12 protein-coding genes are annotated in these 18,161 nt (G+C 73.6%); 8 read left to right on the forward strand and 4 right to left on the reverse strand.

Annotated elements, in window-relative coordinates; genetic code table 11:
* The first annotated feature begins 34 nt into the window (after nucleotides 1-34).
* The 4 genes from ACFWBY_RS03620 to ACFWBY_RS03635 all read left to right on the forward strand — a co-directional run bounded on the left by ACFWBY_RS03620 (nucleotide 35) and on the right by ACFWBY_RS03635 (nucleotide 5,247).
* Nucleotides 35-1,102 (forward strand): helix-turn-helix domain-containing protein, encoded by a 1,068-nt coding sequence (locus ACFWBY_RS03620; RefSeq protein WP_385341275.1) that lies wholly within the window; start codon nucleotides 35-37, stop codon nucleotides 1,100-1,102.
* A 717-nt stretch (nucleotides 1,103-1,819) separates the two neighbouring features.
* Nucleotides 1,820-3,802 carry a calcium-binding protein gene (locus ACFWBY_RS03625; protein ID WP_385341273.1) on the forward strand — a complete coding sequence of 661 codons (1,983 nt, stop codon included), beginning with the start codon at nucleotides 1,820-1,822 and terminating at the stop codon, nucleotides 3,800-3,802.
* Between the two features lie 150 nt (nucleotides 3,803-3,952).
* Entirely contained in the window at nucleotides 3,953-4,750 is a 798-nt protein-coding gene (locus ACFWBY_RS03630; protein ID WP_385341271.1) for a thymidylate synthase, read from the forward strand.
* Entirely contained in the window at nucleotides 4,747-5,247 is a 501-nt protein-coding gene (locus tag ACFWBY_RS03635) for a dihydrofolate reductase (protein WP_385341269.1), read from the forward strand. Before ACFWBY_RS03630 ends, ACFWBY_RS03635 begins: the two co-directional genes overlap by 4 nt.
* Before the next feature lie 22 nt (nucleotides 5,248-5,269).
* Here ACFWBY_RS03635 and ACFWBY_RS03640 read toward each other — a convergent pair whose 3' ends face one another.
* Nucleotides 5,270-6,421: a serine hydrolase domain-containing protein gene (locus ACFWBY_RS03640; protein WP_385341332.1), complete on the reverse strand. Its 1,152-nt coding sequence runs from the start codon at nucleotides 6,419-6,421 to the stop codon at nucleotides 5,270-5,272.
* A gap of 533 nt (nucleotides 6,422-6,954) precedes the next feature.
* On the opposite strand from ACFWBY_RS03640, the gene ACFWBY_RS03645 reads away from it, so the two are divergent.
* Together ACFWBY_RS03645 and ACFWBY_RS03650 are read left to right on the forward strand one after the other, a co-directional pair.
* Nucleotides 6,955-8,688 carry a glycosyltransferase family 2 protein gene (locus ACFWBY_RS03645; RefSeq protein ID WP_385341268.1) on the forward strand — a complete coding sequence of 578 codons (1,734 nt, stop codon included), beginning with the start codon at nucleotides 6,955-6,957 and terminating at the stop codon, nucleotides 8,686-8,688.
* A gap of 14 nt (nucleotides 8,689-8,702) precedes the next feature.
* A complete protein-coding gene (locus tag ACFWBY_RS03650) occupies nucleotides 8,703-11,708 on the forward strand; it encodes an SGNH hydrolase domain-containing protein (RefSeq protein ID WP_385341266.1) in 3,006 nt (1,001 codons plus the stop codon).
* A 51-nt stretch (nucleotides 11,709-11,759) separates the two neighbouring features.
* On the opposite strand, the gene ACFWBY_RS03655 is transcribed toward ACFWBY_RS03650, so the two are convergent.
* Entirely contained in the window at nucleotides 11,760-12,701 is a 942-nt protein-coding gene (locus tag ACFWBY_RS03655; protein ID WP_385409622.1) for a hypothetical protein, read from the reverse strand.
* 165 nt (nucleotides 12,702-12,866) lie between these two features.
* Between ACFWBY_RS03655 and ACFWBY_RS03660 the strand changes: the two genes are divergently transcribed.
* Nucleotides 12,867-13,595, forward strand: coding sequence for an SOS response-associated peptidase (locus ACFWBY_RS03660; RefSeq protein WP_385344880.1), 729 nt, complete (start codon nucleotides 12,867-12,869; stop codon nucleotides 13,593-13,595).
* A gap of 295 nt (nucleotides 13,596-13,890) precedes the next feature.
* Entirely contained in the window at nucleotides 13,891-15,723 is a 1,833-nt protein-coding gene (locus ACFWBY_RS03665) for an IPT/TIG domain-containing protein (RefSeq protein WP_385344877.1), read from the forward strand.
* A 66-nt stretch (nucleotides 15,724-15,789) separates the two neighbouring features.
* Here the strand turns inward: ACFWBY_RS03665 and ACFWBY_RS03670 are convergent, their stop codons facing one another.
* Both ACFWBY_RS03670 and ACFWBY_RS03675 read right to left on the reverse strand, forming a co-directional pair.
* A complete protein-coding gene (locus tag ACFWBY_RS03670) occupies nucleotides 15,790-17,091 on the reverse strand; it encodes an MFS transporter (protein ID WP_385344874.1) in 1,302 nt (433 codons plus the stop codon).
* Nucleotides 17,088-17,732, reverse strand: a complete 645-nt coding sequence (locus tag ACFWBY_RS03675; protein WP_385344871.1) for an ArsR/SmtB family transcription factor — start codon at nucleotides 17,730-17,732, stop codon at nucleotides 17,088-17,090. Before ACFWBY_RS03675 ends, ACFWBY_RS03670 begins: the two co-directional genes overlap by 4 nt.
* Nucleotides 17,733-18,161 lie beyond the last annotated feature (429 nt).

Below are 18,161 nucleotides of genomic sequence, written 5' to 3' on the forward strand. Positions count from 1 at the left end.
TCTGGCAATTCATGCTGGTCTATGCTCTGCCCCTGTGGTCTCGCATGCACATCAGGGGACAACCTCCTCCGCCCTCACCCGCCTCAGCGTCAACGTCGCACGCCTGCTCGACATACCCCCGCACGGCTACGCGCACCTGCTCGGCCTGGCCCCCGAGCACCTCAACGACGACCTGTGCCGAACTCCCGCCGCAACGAGCATCCGCGTCGCGGAACTCACGACCGTCCACGCTCACTGGACCGAGATGTCCGTGCTCCTGGCACAGCAGTCGAACATCGGCAGCCTCGGCGTCTGGGACTACCTGATCACCTCCGCGGCCACCCCGCTCGAAGGGATCCGAGACGCCTCGGCCTACTTCGCCGCCGTCGCCGACACCGGCACCGACAACCTCCGCGTCACCGAGGACGGCGATCAGGTCACCATCAGCCACGTCAACGAGGCCGACCTGACCTACGAGGCTGCCTGCGCCATCCGCGCCTACGCGCTCGGCCTGTACCAGCGGCGGCTCAGCGAAGCCGCGCAGCGGCGGCTCATCCCCCTGCGCGTCACCCTGGCCTCGGAAGCACCCCGTCGGCACGAGGCCCTGACCGGGCTCTACGGCACTCGCGCCATCGAGTTCGAAGCCCCGGTCAGCTCGATCACCTTCCTCGCCTCCGACCTGAACACCCCGGCACCACATGTCCAGCCCGGCCTGTCCCGCGTGCTGCGACGCCACGCCGAGCAGACCCTCGCCACGGCGATCCCGCTGCACAACTGGCTGGACCTCTTCCGCACCGCCCTGGCCTCCGCCCACGAGGAAGCCCCTCCCACGCTGTCCGCGGTGGCGCGGCGCATGGCCGTGAGCCCGCGAACCCTCCAGCGCCGCCTCGACGAACACGGCACCACTTGGAGCGGCGAGGTCGAAACCGTACGCCGTGAGCACGTCACGAGGCTGCTCCACGGCACCGGCCTCAGCGTCGAATCGATAGCCGCCCGGAGCGGTTACGCCGACGCCCGCGCCCTGCGCCGGGCGGTCCATCGCTGGTACGGCGCCACACCGGCCACACTGCGCCGCACCGGCTGGCGGGACCGCGGCGCGACAGACCTCCCGGACGCCGGCTAGCCGTCTCCTCTCGCGGGAGGCCCCCCTGTGCCGTTCCTCCCCGTTGCTCGTCTCGATGACCGCGGCCCGCCAGGGGGCTCGTGTCAGTCGGGGATCCCCGGCATCCCCCACCGGGCGTTCCTGTCACGGACGTCCGCTCGCGGACACGTCTCGCGCCACGCCGTAGTGATCGGGGGACGGCCCGGGCGCCCGGCGAGCCGCCTGCGCCCCAGGCTCAGGCGAAGCGTCGCCGAGTCGTCGATGACGTTGTCGCGGATGACGACGACCCGGCCCACCTCGCGGGGTCGCCGTGAGAAGACCGGAGCGGGGGGCCTCGGGGGGCGTCTTCGCGAAGGACGAGGTCCCGTTCGTCCGTCCCGGACGCGAGATGTCGAGGACGGCCGCGGCGAAGCCCTTCGCATCCCGCCGAGCGCGTCGCACCCGCGAGCTCGCCTGATCTCCCCGGGCCGCGCCGGACACGGCGACCGCTTCGCGCCCCTGGAGGCCCAGGCCGCCTTTCTCGGATCTTGCCTGCCCCGCGCGCTCGGCCGCCGGGGTGGTTCGAGGAGCGCAGTGGGCGCAGTACGGCACGGCTCGCTGAGCCTCCGCAGGCTCCGGTACGAAGCTGTGCGCTGCTCCCCACGCCACCGCGCCGCGAACACGGAGGTCCGTAGGCCCATGCCCCACGCACATCTGAGACCAGCAGAACCGGGACGCGGGCCGGGCAGGAGGGCCGGGGTGTCGGCCGCGCTCGGCCTGGCGCTCGTACTCGCGCTGCCCGGAAGCGCCCTGGCCGCCCCCGGCGACCTGGATCCCGGTTTCGGGCCCGACGGGCGGGTGACCTCGGTCATCGGCGGCTACGCCGAGGGCCACGACATCGCACGGCAGGCCGACGGCAAGCTGGTCGTGGCGGGCCTGAGCGACGCCGGCTTCGCGCTCGCCCGCTACGACGTCAACGGCAGTCTCGACCCCGGCTTCGGCGGGGACGGCACGGTGACCAGCGACTTCGGCGGCGGCGCCCACGCGGCCAACGCCGTGGCGATCCAGCCCTCGGACGGGAAGATCGTCGTGGCGGGCACCACCGAGGTGTTCGCGGAGGAGGGCGGCGGCTGCTGCTTCTTCTCCGTGGCCCGCTACAACACGGACGGCAGTCTGGACGCGGGCTTCGGCGACGGCGGCCTGGTGCGCGTCGACGAGTTCGGAGGGTCCGCGGACGGCGCGGACGTCGCGGTACAGCCCGACGGCAAGATCATCGCCGCGGGCAAGGGCGGCGGGGGCGGCTTCGCGCTGGTCCGCCTCGACACCGAAGGAGACCTGGACCCCGGCCTCGGCGGCGACGGCGCGGTCGTCGCGGGCTTCACGCCCGGCTCGCCCCAGGACGCGGGCGGCATCGCCCGCGGCCTGGCACTCCAGCCGGACGGCAAGATCGTCTCGGTGGGCTACGTGGGCAACACCGCCTTCGACATCGGCCTGGCCCGCTACCTGCCCAACGGCAGCCTCGACACGACCTTCAGTGGTGACGGCATGGTGACCGCGGACTTCGGCGGCACCGAGTTCGGCAACGCCGTGGCGGTGCAGCCGGACGGCAGGATCCTCGTCGCGGGTTCCGGCGGCGCCGGCTTCGCCCTGCTGCGCTACAACGCCGACGGCAGTCCCGACGCCGGCTTCGGCACCGGCGGGCGTGCCTCGGTCGCCTTCCCCGGTGACGGCGGAACCGCGTACGCCATGGCGCTCCAGCAGAACGGCAAGATCGTCCTCGCCGGCCGGGCGAACGACCCGAACAGCTCCGAGGCCAACGACTTCGGCCTGGCCCGCTTCCACCCCAACGGCACCGTGGACACCGGTTTCGGCGGCGACGGCTTCGTGGTCACCGGCTTCGGTGACTTCGACGAGGCCCGCGGGGTGCTCGTACAACCCGACGGCAAGATCGTCGCGGCCGGTTACGGGGCGGGCTTCGCCTTCGCCCTCGCCCGCTACGGGGGCGGCGACGGGGCGCCTCCGCCCCCGCCGCCGAGCTCGGACCTGTCGGTGACGAAGTCCGGTACGCCCACCGTGAGCATCGGCGACCGCGCCTCGTACACGGTGACGGTCTCCAACTCCGCGAGCTCCACCGCCACCGCCACCGGCGTCACTCTCTCGGACACGCTCTCCGGAGCCGGCGCGGCCCTCACCTCGGCCGCTCCTTCGCAGGGCACCTGCACGACCACCGCGACGACCGCCAACTGCGCCCTCGGCTCCCTGGCCCCGGGCGCGAGCGCCACGGTCACCGTGACGGCCGAGCCCCGGACCACCGGAACGCTCACGGACAGGGCCGCCGTCAGCGCCACGCAGCCGGACCCTGCGGCCTCCAACAACACGGCGACGGCGACCACTTCGGTGAACAACGCCCGAGGCTGCACGATCATCGGGACCAGTGGCGCGGACACCCTGAACGGCGGCTACGCCAACGATGTGATCTGCGCCCTCGGCGGCAACGACACCGTGCGCGCGACCTACGGCAACGACACCGTGCACGGCGGCTACGGCAACGACGACCTCGACGGCGGTTTCGGCGACGACACGCTGAACGGCGGCCCGGGCAACGACACCCTGACCGGCTACTACGGCAACGACCGCCTCACCACCACCGACGGCGTCCTCGGCAACGACACCGCCAACGGAGGCAGCGGCACCGACACCTGCACCACCGACTCGGGCGACCTCCGCATCAGCTGCCCCTGACACGCGCACCTTCCACGGGAGCCGTCGCCCCGGCCGCGGCTCCCGTGAGGCCGGCCCGGGGCGGCGGTGCGCGGTCACGGAGCGCAGCCGCGTACGTACGCCCGGCGCCGGTCACGGGGCCGCACCCGCGGCCCAGTAGACTCGACGGCTGTGGCGGATACTCAGTACGAAGACTTGTTGCGTTTGGTGCTCACCTCCGGGACGGCCAAAGCCGACCGGACGGGCACGGGCACCCGGAGTGTCTTCGGGCACCAACTGCGCTACGACCTCTCGCAGGGGTTCCCGCTGGTCACCACCAAGAAAGTGCACCTCAAGTCCATCGTCTACGAGCTGCTGTGGTTCCTGCGCGGCGACTCGAACGTCGGCTGGCTGAACGAGCACGGCGTCACCATTTGGGACGAGTGGGCGGACGCGGCCGGCGAGCTCGGCCCGGTCTACGGTGTGCAGTGGCGCTCCTGGCCCACTCCGGACGGCAGGCACATCGACCAGATCAGCGAGGTCCTCGACACGCTGCGCCGCGACCCTGACTCCCGCCGGATGATCGTCTCCGCCTGGAACGTCGCCGAGCTGCCCCAGATGGCGCTCGCGCCGTGTCACGCCTTCTTCCAGTTCTACGTCGCCGACGGCAAGCTCTCCTGCCAGCTGTACCAGCGCAGCGCGGACCTGTTCCTCGGTGTCCCGTTCAACATCGCCAGCTACGCCCTGCTCACCCACATGGTGGCGCAGCAGGTCGGGCTCGAGCCGGGCGACTTCATCTGGACCGGCGGTGACTGCCACATCTACGACAACCACACCGAGCAGGTGACCGAGCAGCTCTCGCGGACCCCGTTCGCCTTCCCCGCGCTGCGTCTGCGCCAGGCCGGCTCCCTCTTCGACTACGCCTACTCGGATGTGGAGATCCTCGGCTACGAGCACCACCCCGCCATCAAGGCGCCGGTCGCCGTATGAACATCGGGCTGATCTGGGCGCAGACCCTCGACGGCGTGATCGGCGCGGACAACGCGATTCCGTGGCGGCTGCCCGAGGACTTGGCGCATTTCAAGGCGACCACCCTTGGCCACCCCGTGGTGATGGGGCGCAAGACGTGGGACTCGCTGCCCGCGCGGTTCCGTCCGCTGTCCGGCAGGCGCAACATCGTGGTGACGCGTGATCCGCAGTGGGCGGCCGAGGGCGCGGAGCGTGCCGGGTCGATCGCCGAAGCGCTGGAACTCTCGGCCCGCTCGCCGGGAACGGCCGCCGCCGAGGCATGGGTGATCGGCGGCGGGGAGATCTACCGTGCCGCCCTGGCCCACGCCTCGATGCTCTCGGTGACCGAGGTCGACTCGCCGGTGAAGGGCGATACCTACGCTCCCGTACCGGACGCGACGTGGAGCGTGGCCGAGGACGAGGGCTGGCGGACCTCGGCGTCGGGGCTGCGCTACCGCATCCGCAGGTACGCGCGGTAGCGCCCCCGCTCCCGCGACTCCGTCAGCTCCTGTCGCAGAGCGCGGCGAGCAGGGTCTCGCTCCGGTTGACGCCGCCGCCGCTGCCGCTGCCGCTGCCCGCCATGGCGTCGATGTCCTTCACACCGAGAGCGTTGACCTCGACGAAGGCGGCCCGGCCTCCGGTGGTGGCCGCGGCTATGGTCTGGTAGCCGGGCCAGATGCCGTAGTGCCCCCAGGCCTCGCCGCCGCACGGCAGGGAGAACTTGTCCAGGCCGAGACCGTAGTTCGGGGCGGTGCTGCCCGGGGCGTTGGTGGGCGTGGTCATCTCGGCGAGCTGGGCGGGGGGCACCACCCGGCCGGCCATGAGGGCTTGGAAGAACCGGGTCGCGTCGGCCCCGCTGGTGACCAGGCCGCCGCCGGAGAGTCCGATGCTCGGCTCGACGCGCTCGGTGATGTCGACCCAGATGAGGCCCAGGTCGAGGTTCCCGCGCACGTGCCCGGGAGGCAGGGTCGGGTCGCCCGGTGCCGGGAGGTAGGTGTTGGTCAGGCCGAGCGGGGTGATGATCCGGGAAGTGACCGCCTGGCCGTATGTGGTGCCGGTGGCCTTCTCGATGATCATGCCCAGCAGCATGTAGTTGGTGCCGGAGTAGTGGTAGCCGGCTCCGGGGGCGAAGTACTGCGGCTTCGAGAGGCCCCAGGAGGTGAGCTCGGCCAGGGTGTGCGTCCGGTTCTGCTGGACGACCATGAAGTCCCACAGATTGGCCTGCTTGGCCTCGAGGTAGTCGTAGATCCCGCTGGTGTGGTTGAGCAGCTGGCGGACGCTGACGGCGTTCCCGTCGTAGCCGTTGCCCTGTACGACGCCCGGCAGGTACGTCTCGACGGAGGCGTTCAGGTCGACCTTCTGCTCGGCGACCAGCTGCATGACGACGGCGGCGGTGAACGTCTTGGTCAGGCTGCCGACCCGCACCTTGTGGTCCGGGCCGAACGGCAGGTTCTGGTTGATGGCCCGAGTGCCGCTGGACACGCTCCACAGTCCGTCCCCGTCGCGGACCACGGCTCCGGAGCCGGGTGCGCCGTGGCTGGTCCTGAGCGTGTCGATCGCGGACTGCGTCGCTTGGTGCGCTGCCGCGGGCGCGGGCTCGACCGCGACTGCCGCCGGCAGGAGGGTCGCGCTCACCGTGGCGGCGAGACCCATCGCCACCAGAGCCGACCTGATTCCCGATGCTGTACCCACATCAATCCCCGATCCCCGTTGTATGAGCGGTCACGCCCCGACCCCAGCAGCGGGCTGCGGCCCGGCCGGACTATAGGTCAGGGAGGGCGAGATACCCATGGCGGCTCAAGGCGGCCGGTGATCTTCGGCCATCGCGGGGGCGCCGCCTCGGATCCGGGCCCGTCACCCCTCGCCGCCTGGGCGCTCCCCTGCCGGACGACCTTCCGCCGGCGGGCCCGCCGCTCGCCGCCGCGACCCCGCCGGGTGCACGCTCCCCCGATCCCCGCGCCTGGTCGCGCGAGTCTTCAGAATGTGTTCACCCCCGCGTGACCTGCGCATTCCCGACCGGGCGGGGTGCGGCCGGTCGAATGAGCGCTCCAGAGGTCTGGACCACACGAGATGCGCCAATCCGTTGGCTCATTCGCCCTGTTGGCCGTCCCGCAACAAATGGTCTATACCTTTGGCGTTATGGTGGCCACCTGACACGGACGCATAAAACAGCCGTGGGGGGCTTTATGACCTTTCATCATCTTCCGCAACCACCTTCCGACGAAGAGCTCTACTGGTATTTCGGCCCGCAACGACGCTGGGTCCTCATCGCCACCTCGCTCGCCTTCGCCTTCACCGCGGCGACCATGTTCACCTTCGCGCTGCGGACCCCGGCCCTGTGGGCCTTCCTCGCCGTGCTCGGGCTCAACGTCGTCGCCCTCGCCCTCTCCTCGGTCAACAGCCTGCGCCAGCGCCGGCTGACCCGGCCCTCGCACGAGGTACTCGTCCACGCGTGGCAGCCGACCCGACTGCCGGACGTGGACCTGTACTTGCCGACCTGCGGCGAACCGCTCCCCGTCCTGGCCAACGCCTATCGCGCCGTGGCGGCCGTCGACTGGCCCGGCGCACTGACCATTTGGGTGCTGGACGACGCCGACCGGCCCGAAGTCGCAGCTCTAGCCGCCTCGTACGGCTACGCGTACGTGGTGCGGCCGGACCGGGGGCACCTGAAGAAGGCCGGCAACCTCAACCACGCACTGACCCTGAGCGGCGCCGAGTTCATCGCCATCCTCGACGCCGACTTCGCGCCCCGGGCGGACTTCCTGCGCCATCTCGTCCCGTACCTGGCCGACCCCGCCGTCGGCATCGTGCAGAGCCCGCAGTGCTTCGACACCGACGGGACCATGGGCTGGATCCAGCGGGCAGCGGGCTCCGCCCAGGAGTGGTTCTTCCGCTGGATCCAGCCGTCCCGGGACGCGAGCGACGCCGCCATCTGCTGCGGCAGCAACGCCGTCTACCGGCGCAGCGCCATCGATCTGGCCGGCGGCTTCGCCCGCCTCGACCACAGTGAGGACCTGTACACCGGACTCGCCCTGCACGAACGCGGTTTCCGCACCCTGTACGTACCCGTGCTGGTCGCCAAGGGCACCTCCCCCGACCAGGTCACCTCCTTCGTCAACCAGCAGTACCGGTGGGCGATGGGCAACCTGCACCTGCTCGGCACCCCGGTACTGCGCCGGATGGGCGCGCCCTGGCGGATGCGCCTGTGCTTCTACGAGGGCGTCGTCGGCTACCTGGCAGCCGCCGTGAACACCTTCGCGGCGCCGCTGCCGCCCCTGGTGATGATGTTCTGGTACCCGGACCACATCCGGCCCTGGCACGTCCTGCCGTTGCTGGCCCCGCTGTGGCTCTGGCACGTACTGCTGCCGCGGATCAGCCGGACCCGCTGGCGGGTGGAGGTGATCCGGGCCAACGTCCTGACGAGCGTGGCCGCCGCCACCGCCTTCCTGCACACCCTGCGCGGCCGCAGCGCCGACTGGGTGCCCACCGGAATCCGGAGCCCGGCCCCCTCCGGCGGGATGGCCCGCCGGGTCGTGGGCGTCTCGCTGCTGTGGCTCGTCCTGTCCAACGGCGCGGCCGCCGCGGGTCTCGCGCTGGCCGTGGCCCGCAACGGCTGGGAGCCCAACTGGGGCCTGCTCCTGTACTTCGTGGTGCAGTGCCACATCAACGGGCCGCTGATCCGGGACCTGATCACCGAACTGCGTCCGGCGGCGCCCTCGAGGCGGACGGGCGCCGCCGGCGGGGCCGCCCCGGCTCCCGCCGCCGTCCGCCGGCGCACCGGTGTGCCGGCCTTCCCCCGCCACCGCGGCCGTGTGCTGCCCCGCCGCTGGCCCGAAACCCTCGCGGCCTCGGCGATCCTCCTGCTCACCGGCCTGCTGGCATCCGGGTGGGTCAACCCGATGCTCCCCTGGCTGACGTGAAAGGCTTCTCCACCATGCCGTTCCCCATGGCACCCGGCGCGCGCCGCAACCGACACCCGCGCGACAGCACCCCTCCGCCAGGTCCCCCGTCACCCCCGCCCCGCTCCGGCGGCGAGTCGGGTCCCAGCCCGCACCGCTCCGCCTTCCGGCCCGACATCGAGGGGCTGCGCGCCGTCGCCGTCCTCGCGGTCCTCGCCTTCCACGCCGGGATCCCGGGGCTGGCGGGCGGCTTCGTCGGCGTGGACGTCTTCTTCGTCGTATCCGGCTACCTCATCACCGGCCTCCTCGTCCGGGAGGCGGTCACCACCGGCCGGATCCGGCTCCTGGACTTCTTCTCCCGGAGGGCGCGCCGCCTCCTTCCCTCCGCCGCCGTCGTACTGGGGGCGGTGGCCGTGGCCGGAGCGTGGCTGACCGTGCCGCTGCGCCGCGCAGACCTGGAGCACGACGTCGTCGCGGCGGCGCTCTCCGCCGCCAACTGGCGGTTCGTCGCCCAGCAGACCGACTACCTCGCCGCCGGACAGGACCAGAGCCCGCTGCTGCACTTCTGGTCCCTCGCCGTCGAGGAGCAGTTCTACCTCTTCTGGGCACCGCTGCTCGCCCTGATCGTGCTCGGCGCTGCCCGGGCGGTGCGCCGTGGCCGCGCCGTACGCTCCGCCGTGGCACTCGCCTCCGTACCGCTGGTCCTCGCGTCGTTCGCGCTGTCCCTGGGCTGGACCGACCACTCCGCTTCGCTCGCCTACCTCGCGACACCCTCACGGGTCTGGCAGTTCGGGGCCGGCGCGCTGCTCGCCCTGCTGCCCTGGCACCTCATGCGGGGCCCCGGGCCGCTGCGGCTGCTGTGCGGCTGGGCCGGGGGCGCGGCGATCGTCTGGTGCGCCGTGTCGTACGACACCTCCACGCCCTACCCCGGCTACGCGGCCCTCGTGCCGACCCTGGCCACCGCCGCCGTCATCCTCGCCGCGATACCCGGCCGGGGCGAGCGCGGCGCGACGGGCGCCCACGGAGTCGACCGGCTGCTGGCCGGGCGGGCGCCCCGGGCGGTGGGGCGGCTCTCCTACAACCTGTACCTGTGGCACTGGCCGGTGCTCGTACTCGCCGAGGCCCGCTTCGGCGCCCAGGGCTGGCCGGTGAGGGCGGCGCTCACCCTGGGCGCCGCACTGCCCGCCTACGCCACCATGCGCTGGGTCGAGCAGCCGCTGCGCCGCAGCCGCACCGTCGGTGAACTCCCGCGCCGCGGACTGTCGGTGGGCGTCACGGCCGTCGTACTGCCCGTCGTGCTCGCGCTCGTGGTGGGCACCACGACGCTGAACCTGCTGGGCCCGGCCACGCCCGTCGAGCTGAGCGGCCTTCCCCCGGGGGCCGCCTCCGGCCCCCACCTGCTCGACCGGGTCACCGGTGCGCCGCTCCAGGACGGCCCCGTGGTACCCGGCCCCGCCCAGGCACGCAAGGACTTCCCGCCGGACGGCGCCTGCGAGGTCGCTCCGGCGGTGACCCGCAGCCCGGACTGCCTGTTCGGTGCGGTGGACAGCCCGGACCGGATCGTTCTGCTGGGCGACTCGCACGCCGGCCAGTGGTTCTCCGCGATGCTGGCCATGGCCTCGCAACGAGGCTGGGCACTGCAGGAGTTGGTGAAGCAGGGCTGCCCGCTGCCGCAACTGGCCGTGGACAGCCCCCAGCTCGGCCGCGCCTACCGGGAGTGCGACACGTGGCGGGCCGACGCGCTGGAGCGCCTGCGGCAGCAGCCGAAGCCGCGCCTCATCGTGATCGCCTCCCTCAACCGCTACGCCGCGGATCCCGAACTGCTGGCCGCGGGCTGGGAGAAGACCCTCGCACCGCTGCGGGCCATCGGCGCGCCCATCGTCTACATCGAGGACACCCCCGTCCCCGGTACGGACGTCCCCGCGTGCGTCTCCGGCAGTCCCGAGGCGCCCACCGCCTGCGCGTTCAGCCGTACGGCCGCCCAGCGGCCCGATCCGCTGGCGCGGCGGATCGCCTCCGGCGCACTGCCCGGCGTACTCGGCGTCAGCGTGAACCCGGTCCTGTGCCCGGGCGACGGCCCGACCTGCCCGGCCGTACTGGACCGCGTCCTGCTCTACCGGGACGACGCCCACCTGACCAATGTCGCGGCCGTCGTCCTGACCCCCCGGCTCGAGCGGCTGTTCACCGAGGCCGGGGCGCTGCCCGCCGTCGCCGCGCCCGGGACGCCCGGGTGGACCCGGCTGCTGCGGGACGACTTCGACGGCCCCGCGGGCAGCGGGCCGTCCGCGGCCAACTGGGTGCACGACATCGGTACTTGCTATCCGGGCTGCCCTGCTCCCCAGTGGGGAACCGGCGAGGTCGAGACCATGACCGACTCGCGCGACAACGTCCGCCTCGACGGCAGGGGCGTGCTGGAGATCGTCCCCACCCGCACGGAGGGCAGGTGGAGTTCGGGACGCATCGAGACCAGGCGCTCCGACTTCGCGCCGCCTCCCGGGGGGATCCTTCGCATCGAGGCCTCTATCGCCCTGCCCGACGTGACGGGCCCGAAGGCGGCGGGCTACTGGCCGGCCTTCTGGACCCTCGGCGCGCCGCTGCGCGACGGGTACACGGGCTGGCCGGGCGTGGGGGAACTCGACGTCATGGAGTCCGTCAACGGGCGGGACGGCGTCTCGGCGACCATGCACTGCGGGATCCTCCAGGGAGGCCCCTGCCAGGAGCCGGCCGGCCTGACCTCGGGCCCGCAGCCGTGCGACGGCTGCCGCTCGGGGTTCCACTCCTACGCCGTCGAGGTCGACCTGTCCCCCGGCGCCGAGGAGGTGCGCTGGTACCTGGACGGCCGCGTGCACCACCGGGTGGCCGCGTCCCGGATGGACTCGGAAACGTGGAAACAGGCCGTGGACCACGGACTGTTCCTGATCCTCAACGTGGCCATGGGCGGTAGCCTCCCCCTCGCCGACGGCGCGGAACCGGGCCCCGACACGGAACCTGGCCACCCGATGCGGGTCGACCACGTCACCGTCTCCAGCCGCGCCCGGTAGAGACGGCCCGAGCGCGGGCGCCCCTCCCGCAGGGATGCGCTCTCCGCGCCGTCACCGCGCTGTCCGGTCCGCTCCGCGGTCCAGCTCCTCGAGCCGGTGCGCAGCGCTCTCCGCCGTCCTCAGGGCTTCGGCGCGATCCCGGTCGGCCTGGCGGTGGAGGCGCTTCGCCTCCACCGCCGCTCGCCGGGCTTCCTCCACCCGGGCCCGCAGGGTGGCGAGTTCATCGCGCAGCGCGGCCTCCTCGCCCTCGGACCGGTCCCGGGCCGCCGCCGCCTCGGCGAGGTGCTCGTCGGCGCGGCGCAGTGCCGCCGCCGCGTCCGCGGCCTCTTCACGGGCGGCCGCCAGCCGGGCCCGGCGCTTCTCCGCGGCCCGCCGGGCCCGCGGATCCTCGCGGTCGTCCGTCGCCCGCGCGGGGGTCGCGGCGGACGCGCGGCGGGAGGCGGGAGCGGCCGGCGGGGGTGCGGCGGGGCCGGGTGCCGGGGCGGCCGGACGGGGTGCGGCGCCCGGGGCGGGCTCCAGGCCGTCGAACCCGACCGCCCCGGTCGGCGCGGTGGCCATGCGGCCCGCCGCCCATTCGCCCGCCGCGTCCTCGTCGGCCAGCACCCCGCGGTAGAGCTGCTCGAGCTCCCGCAGCACCGTCTCCCGGAGCGGCTCGCCCGCCGCGGCCGCCAGTTTTCCCGTCTCCCGGGCCATTGCGCCGATCACCCGGTGCTGCTCGTGCGTCAACGCCCGCAGCTGCCCGCCGTCCAGCTCCCGATGGGCGCGGCGCAGCTCCGTGCCGAGGCGCAGCAGCGCCTCGGCCTCGTCGGGGCGGGTCCGGGCCAGGAGGTTCGCCGCCCACACGGCCAGCCTCGGTTTGCGCAGCCGTCCGATCGCGGCCGCCGCGTCGGTGTCCTTCTCCCGGCGGGCCCGGGCCACGTAGGCGTCGCGGGCCGCGGTGAACTCCACCGGCTTCACCCCGTACAGCTCGAAGACCACCGCGTCCACGTCCATGGCCACCACCATGCCCCGCGCCGTTGCCGCGGGCCGCCCCGCCACGTCGCCTCCCGCCGATGTCCGCCGCACGGATCGCGCACCGCCGGCGTAGCGACGGGGCCGGCGGCTCCCGGACCGGCGTGCTCGCCCGGACCGCGCGGGAAGGGTGCGACAGTGGACGGCATGTGCGGCCGATACGCCTCCTCACGGGCACCGAAAGACCTCGCGGGCCTCTTCGACGCCCAGCTCGACCCCGACCGGGTCCTGGGACCCTCGTGGAACGTCGCGCCCACCGACGAGGTGTGGGCGGTCCTCGAACGTGCCGCCCGGGACACCGGGGAGGTCCGTCGGCAGCTGCGCCCGATCCGGTGGGGCCTGGTGCCGTCCTGGGCCAAGGACCCGGCGGTGGGGTCGCGGATGATCAACGCGAGGGTGGAGACCGTCCACGAGAAGCCGGCCTTCCGGCGAGCCCTGGCCAAGCGCCGGTGCCTACTGCCGGCGGACGGCTTCTACGAGTGGATCGCCGTACCGGCCACCGCATCGGCCAAGGCCTACAAGCAGCCGTACTTCATCCGGCCGGAGAGCGGTTCCGTGATGGCGATGGCCGGGCTGTACGAGTTCTGGCGCGACCCGGCCGTCGCCGACCGGGACGCCCCGGCGGCCTGGCTCACCACGGCCACGATCATCACCACCGAAGCCACCGACGCGGCCGGCCGGGTCCACCCGCGGATGCCCCTCGCCCTCGACCCCGGCGACTACGAAGCCTGGCTCGACCCGTCCCACGAGGACACCACGGACCTCCGCGCCCTCCTGCACACGCCGGCCGGCGGACGCCTCACCGCGACGGCGGTCTCCACCGCCGTCAACAGCGTCCGCAACAACGGCCCCCACCTCCTGGACCCCAGCGCCTGACGGCCCGCCTCCGCTCGGACGTTCGTACGACTCCGGTCCCCGGTTCGGCTTTTCCCGGCGGGTTCCGCACGACGATCCGGCATTCGCCGCCCGTCACGGGCCGCTCGCTGCGATGCTTCCGCCGGTATGACCGGGCCGCCGTCCTTCCAACGGGTCCCGGGGATACCGGCGCAGGGACGGACCACCGACGGGGAGCGGCGTGCTCCGGTCCGTCGTACTGGAGCGTCCGGCCGTGGCTTCCCAGGAGTTTTCGCCTCCGGCCGCTGCCGGGCGGAGGCGAGAGGGGGAGACTTCGATGTCTTCGAAAGCTGTGTTAAACGGTTCGCGCGCCCAGTGGCGCACCCGGCTGCTCGCGGTGTCCGCGTCGTGCGCGCTGGCCGCGGGCGGCCTGACCGTTCTGGCGGCCCCGGCGTCCGCGGACGGGGTGTGCGCCACCCCTGTCGTGGCGGGAGCCACCACCACGATCACCTGCTCGGCGGGCGGCTCCGGAACGGTCACCGTGCCCGACGGAGTCTCCAGCGGTGTGGTGACCCTCGACGGCGCCGGCGGCGGGAACGCCGGCGACGGCACGCCGGGCGGCAAGGGCGCGCACCTCGTCGCGACCGTCCCCGCCACGCCAGGGCAGACGTTCAACGTCAGCGTCGGCAGACGGGGTGCCAACGCCGCCGCTAGCACGCAGTTCGGCGTGCCCGGCTTCGGCGGGGCCCTGGTCGCGGTGACCACTGCCGCCAACGCTCCGCTGCTGACCGCCGGTTCGGGCGGCGGGGCGGGCGGCCCGGGCATCGGATCCCCCGCATACCGGGGAGCGGCCGGCGGTGACAGCGGCAGCGCGGGCGCCGACGGCAACGGTCTGGCCGCCGACGCGCAGGGCGGTACGGGCGGAGGCCCTGGCACCGGCATCGCCGGCGGGGCCGCCGGCACCGGGGGGCCCGGCGCGGACAACGAGGGCCCGGACGGTTCCCCGGGCGCCTACCCGAACGGTCCGGGCGGCGCCGCCGCCCAGGGCGTCTTCAGTCCGACGGGCGCCGGCGGGCGCGGCGGAGCGGGGTACGGCGGCGGGGGCCGGGGCGGAGCCGGCGGCAGATTCGGCGCCACCGGGGGTGGCGGCGGAGGCGGGGGCGGAGGATCCAGCCTGGTCTCCGGGACGGTACCCGGCTCACCCGTCACCCTGACCGAGGGGTCCAACGCCGCGGACGGCCGGATCGTGTTCGCCTTCACCCGTGGCGCGCCCACGGTCACCTCCGTCAGCCCGGACTCCGGCGTCGCGGCCGGCGGCACCGTCGTCACGGTCACCGGAACCGACCTGGCGGGCGCCGCCATCACCTTCGGTCCGGGCAACCCCGCCACCGACGTCACCTGCACCCCGACGTCCTGCACCGCTACCGCTCCGGCCGGGACCGGGACGGTCGACGTCCAGGCCACGACCGCGGGCGGCAGCAGCGCCCTCTCCCCCGCCGCCCGGTACGCCTACGTTCCGGTGCCCGTGGTGACCTCGCTCAGCCCCTCCGCCGGCACGACGGACGGCGGCACCGTCGTCACGGTCAACGGCACCGGCCTGGGCGGCGCCACCGCGCTCACCTTCGGCCCCGGCGGCCCGGCCACCGCTTTCTCCTGCTCCCCCACGGCGTGCACGGCCACCGCGCCCGCCCATGCCGCGGGCACCGTCGACGTCCAGGTCACGACGCCCGGCGGCACCAGCGCCGTGGTCGGCGCCGGCCGCTACACGTACCAGGTTCCGCCCGCCGACATCGACGTCGACCTGACCGCGCAGCCGAACCTGAGCCTGCTGGTCCCCTACCTCACCTACACGCTGACCGCCCGCAACACCGGCCCCGGCACGGTCACCTCGGCCACGCTCACCGCGAGTCTGCCGCCGGGCTCCTCCGCCACCGGACTCTCCCCGGGATGCACCGGCAGCGGGACCACCGTGACCTGTGCGTACGGCGCCATCGCCGCCGGCGCCGGCTCCGCCAAGACGTTCCGCGTACCGCTGCACCTGCTCTCGCTGGGCAAGATCTCGGTGACCGGCACCCGTACGGTGTCGGCGCCGGCCGACCCCAACGCCCTCAACGACAGCGCGACCGCCACCTGCACGGCCGTCTCCGTCCTGCTGGTCACCTGCCCCTGACCCTTCGCCACGGCAACGCGCGCCGGCCCGCCTCCCCCGGGAGCCGGGCCGGCGCCCGCCCTCACCTCATGGGGCCGGGCACGCGGACGCCGGGACCTTGCCGCGGTGGATCCAGAGGAGCGTTCCCGCGAGCAGTACGGTGCCTCCCAGCAGCCAGGGCAGCGGTCCTGCCGGCAGGACACTGACGACCAGGCCCGTGAGGGCTCCCGCCAGTTGCAGGGTGAGGGACTGGACGGACAGCGCGGTGGCCCGGCCCGTGCTGGGGACGCGGCGGTGCAGGATGTCGTTCTCGCTCGGTCCCGCCGCGCCGAGCCCGAGGTAGACCAGGCCGTAGCCGACCACCGCGAGGATCATGGAACCCGTTCCCGCGGCGGCCGCGGTGGCACCGAGCAGAAGCAGGCCGCCCGCGCTGGCGCCGAGGCTCATCATGACGGCCCGTTCGCCGCTTCCCGCGAGCCGGGCGGTCCGGGGTGCGAGGTGGCTGCCCACGGCGGAGCAGACGAATCCCGCGCAGGCGAGTGCGGCGAACAGCACCGCGCCCGACCCGGACGCACCGGTGAGGGCCGCGGCCCGGCCCGGTGTGAGGAGTTCGACCGCGGCCAGGGCGCTGCCGGCGGCCCCCGCGCTGAGGAGGATCCGGCGGACCAGTGCGTCGCGCGCGCCCAGGCGCAGTCCGCCCACGACCGTCGCGGGGATGCCCCGGATCACGTCGCGCAGGGTGGCCGTCGGCCGGGGCGCCTCCCGTAGAGCCGTCAGGACGTAGAGCACGAAGGCGATCTCGACGGCCGCGCCCAGGAGCGGCGGGACGGACAGGGGCAGCACCAGTGCGGAGGTCGCCCCGCTCAGTCGGGAGCCGAGGTCGGGGCCGAGTCCGAGCAGCCAGGGGAGGGCGCCGCCGAGCAGGGTGCCCGTGGCGAGAGCGGCGGACGTCGCGGAGGAGCCGCGGGCCAATCCGGTGCGCAGCTCGGTGTCGGGGCCCGAGTGGGCGTGGACGGTGTCGACGTACCAGGCTTCGGCCGGTCCGCTGGACAGGGCACGGCCCGCCCCCAACAGGGCCATGCCGAGCCCGAGGAGCCAGCCGGTGGTGCCCAGGGCCACGAGGGTCAGGGCGGCCAGGTTCGAGAGGCCCGCGGCGGCCAGGACGACGCGGCGTCCCAGGACGTCCGAGAGCCCTCCGGTGGGCAGTTCCAGCGCGGCGGCGGTGAGGGAGTGCGCGGCGAAGAAGCCCGCGATGGCCGTCAGGGCCATGCCGCGCTCGGTGAAGAGCAGGATGAGGGGGGCGATGGTCAGTCCCAGCGGCAGCCAGAACAGCACGCAGACCGTGACGTAGCGGCGGCGTGCGGTACGTATGTCCAGCGGGCCGCTCACGACGCGTCCTCGGCTTCCGTCGCCGCGGGGGCGGAGGTTGCCGGTTCCGCGTTGGGATCGCGCGGGGCCAGCGGCAGTCCGGCGGTGAGGAGCATGACCTGCGCGGCCCGTGGATCTCCCGCGTCGCGGCTGGTCAGTTCCTCAAGTTTCCGGTCGATCGTCTCCCAGAGTTCGCAGAGCGAGCCGGGGGTCAGGCGGGGCATCAGGTCGCTGATCCCGGAAGGCTCCACCCACTCCTTGCCCAGCCGCCCGTCGGCGACGTCCGCCTCGTGCCGGACGAGGGTGGCTTCCAGGTGTTCGATCTGGGCCCTGCGCGACAGGCTGATCCAGGCGCGGCTGCCCGGTGTGGACTCCATGGCCTTGTTGCTCCAGGAGGTCACGGAGTGCACCGCCCGCCAACGACGCTCCCGCCCGTCGCGGTTCTCCGCCTCGACGACGAAGGCGTACTTCGCGAGCACCCGCAGGTGATAACTGGTGGATGCGGACGACTCCCCGGTCCTGACCGCGAGTTCACTCGCGGTGGCCGGGCCGTCCTGGCGCAGCATCCCGAGCAGCCGGATGCGCAGGGGATGCGTGAGGGCTTTCAGGGCTGCCGCGTCCTGCTCGGGGTCGAGTACGCGTCGCTGGTCTTCGCTGTCCATGACGGGAGGCTAGAACGGACCGCGAACATTCCAAAAGTATTTTTGCAGAGATTTTTTTGCAAAGTGGGCCCGCGGGAACGGGACCGGCCTCGCCCCGGCCGGCGTCCGGTGCGGTATCGATCGGCTCCCGTCGGCCGCGCATGACGGGCAGGCCGGGCGGCATCGGGCACATTGGTGCAAGACGTCGGGTGCGTTCGGCAGTCCCCGAGAGGACGCACCCACGTCGTGCCCCGCCACGCCCCGGCCGACGCGGCGCGGCGCCCGCGCGGCGCCGCGGGGGCGGCCCCGATACCCGGCCGAAGAGCGGACCCGCTCGCGCGTTCGGTCCCCGGGGTCGCAGCGCGCATCCGTTCCTGGCGTGCCGTACCTCCGTCCGGCCGTGCCCCGCGCGAGGATAGGGGGCCTCAGGCCCAGGACCCCGGCCGGGCC

The organism is Streptomyces sp. NPDC060049 (assembly GCF_042736715.1).
In the GTDB taxonomy this organism is placed as follows: Bacteria; Actinomycetota; Actinomycetes; order Streptomycetales; family Streptomycetaceae; genus Streptomyces.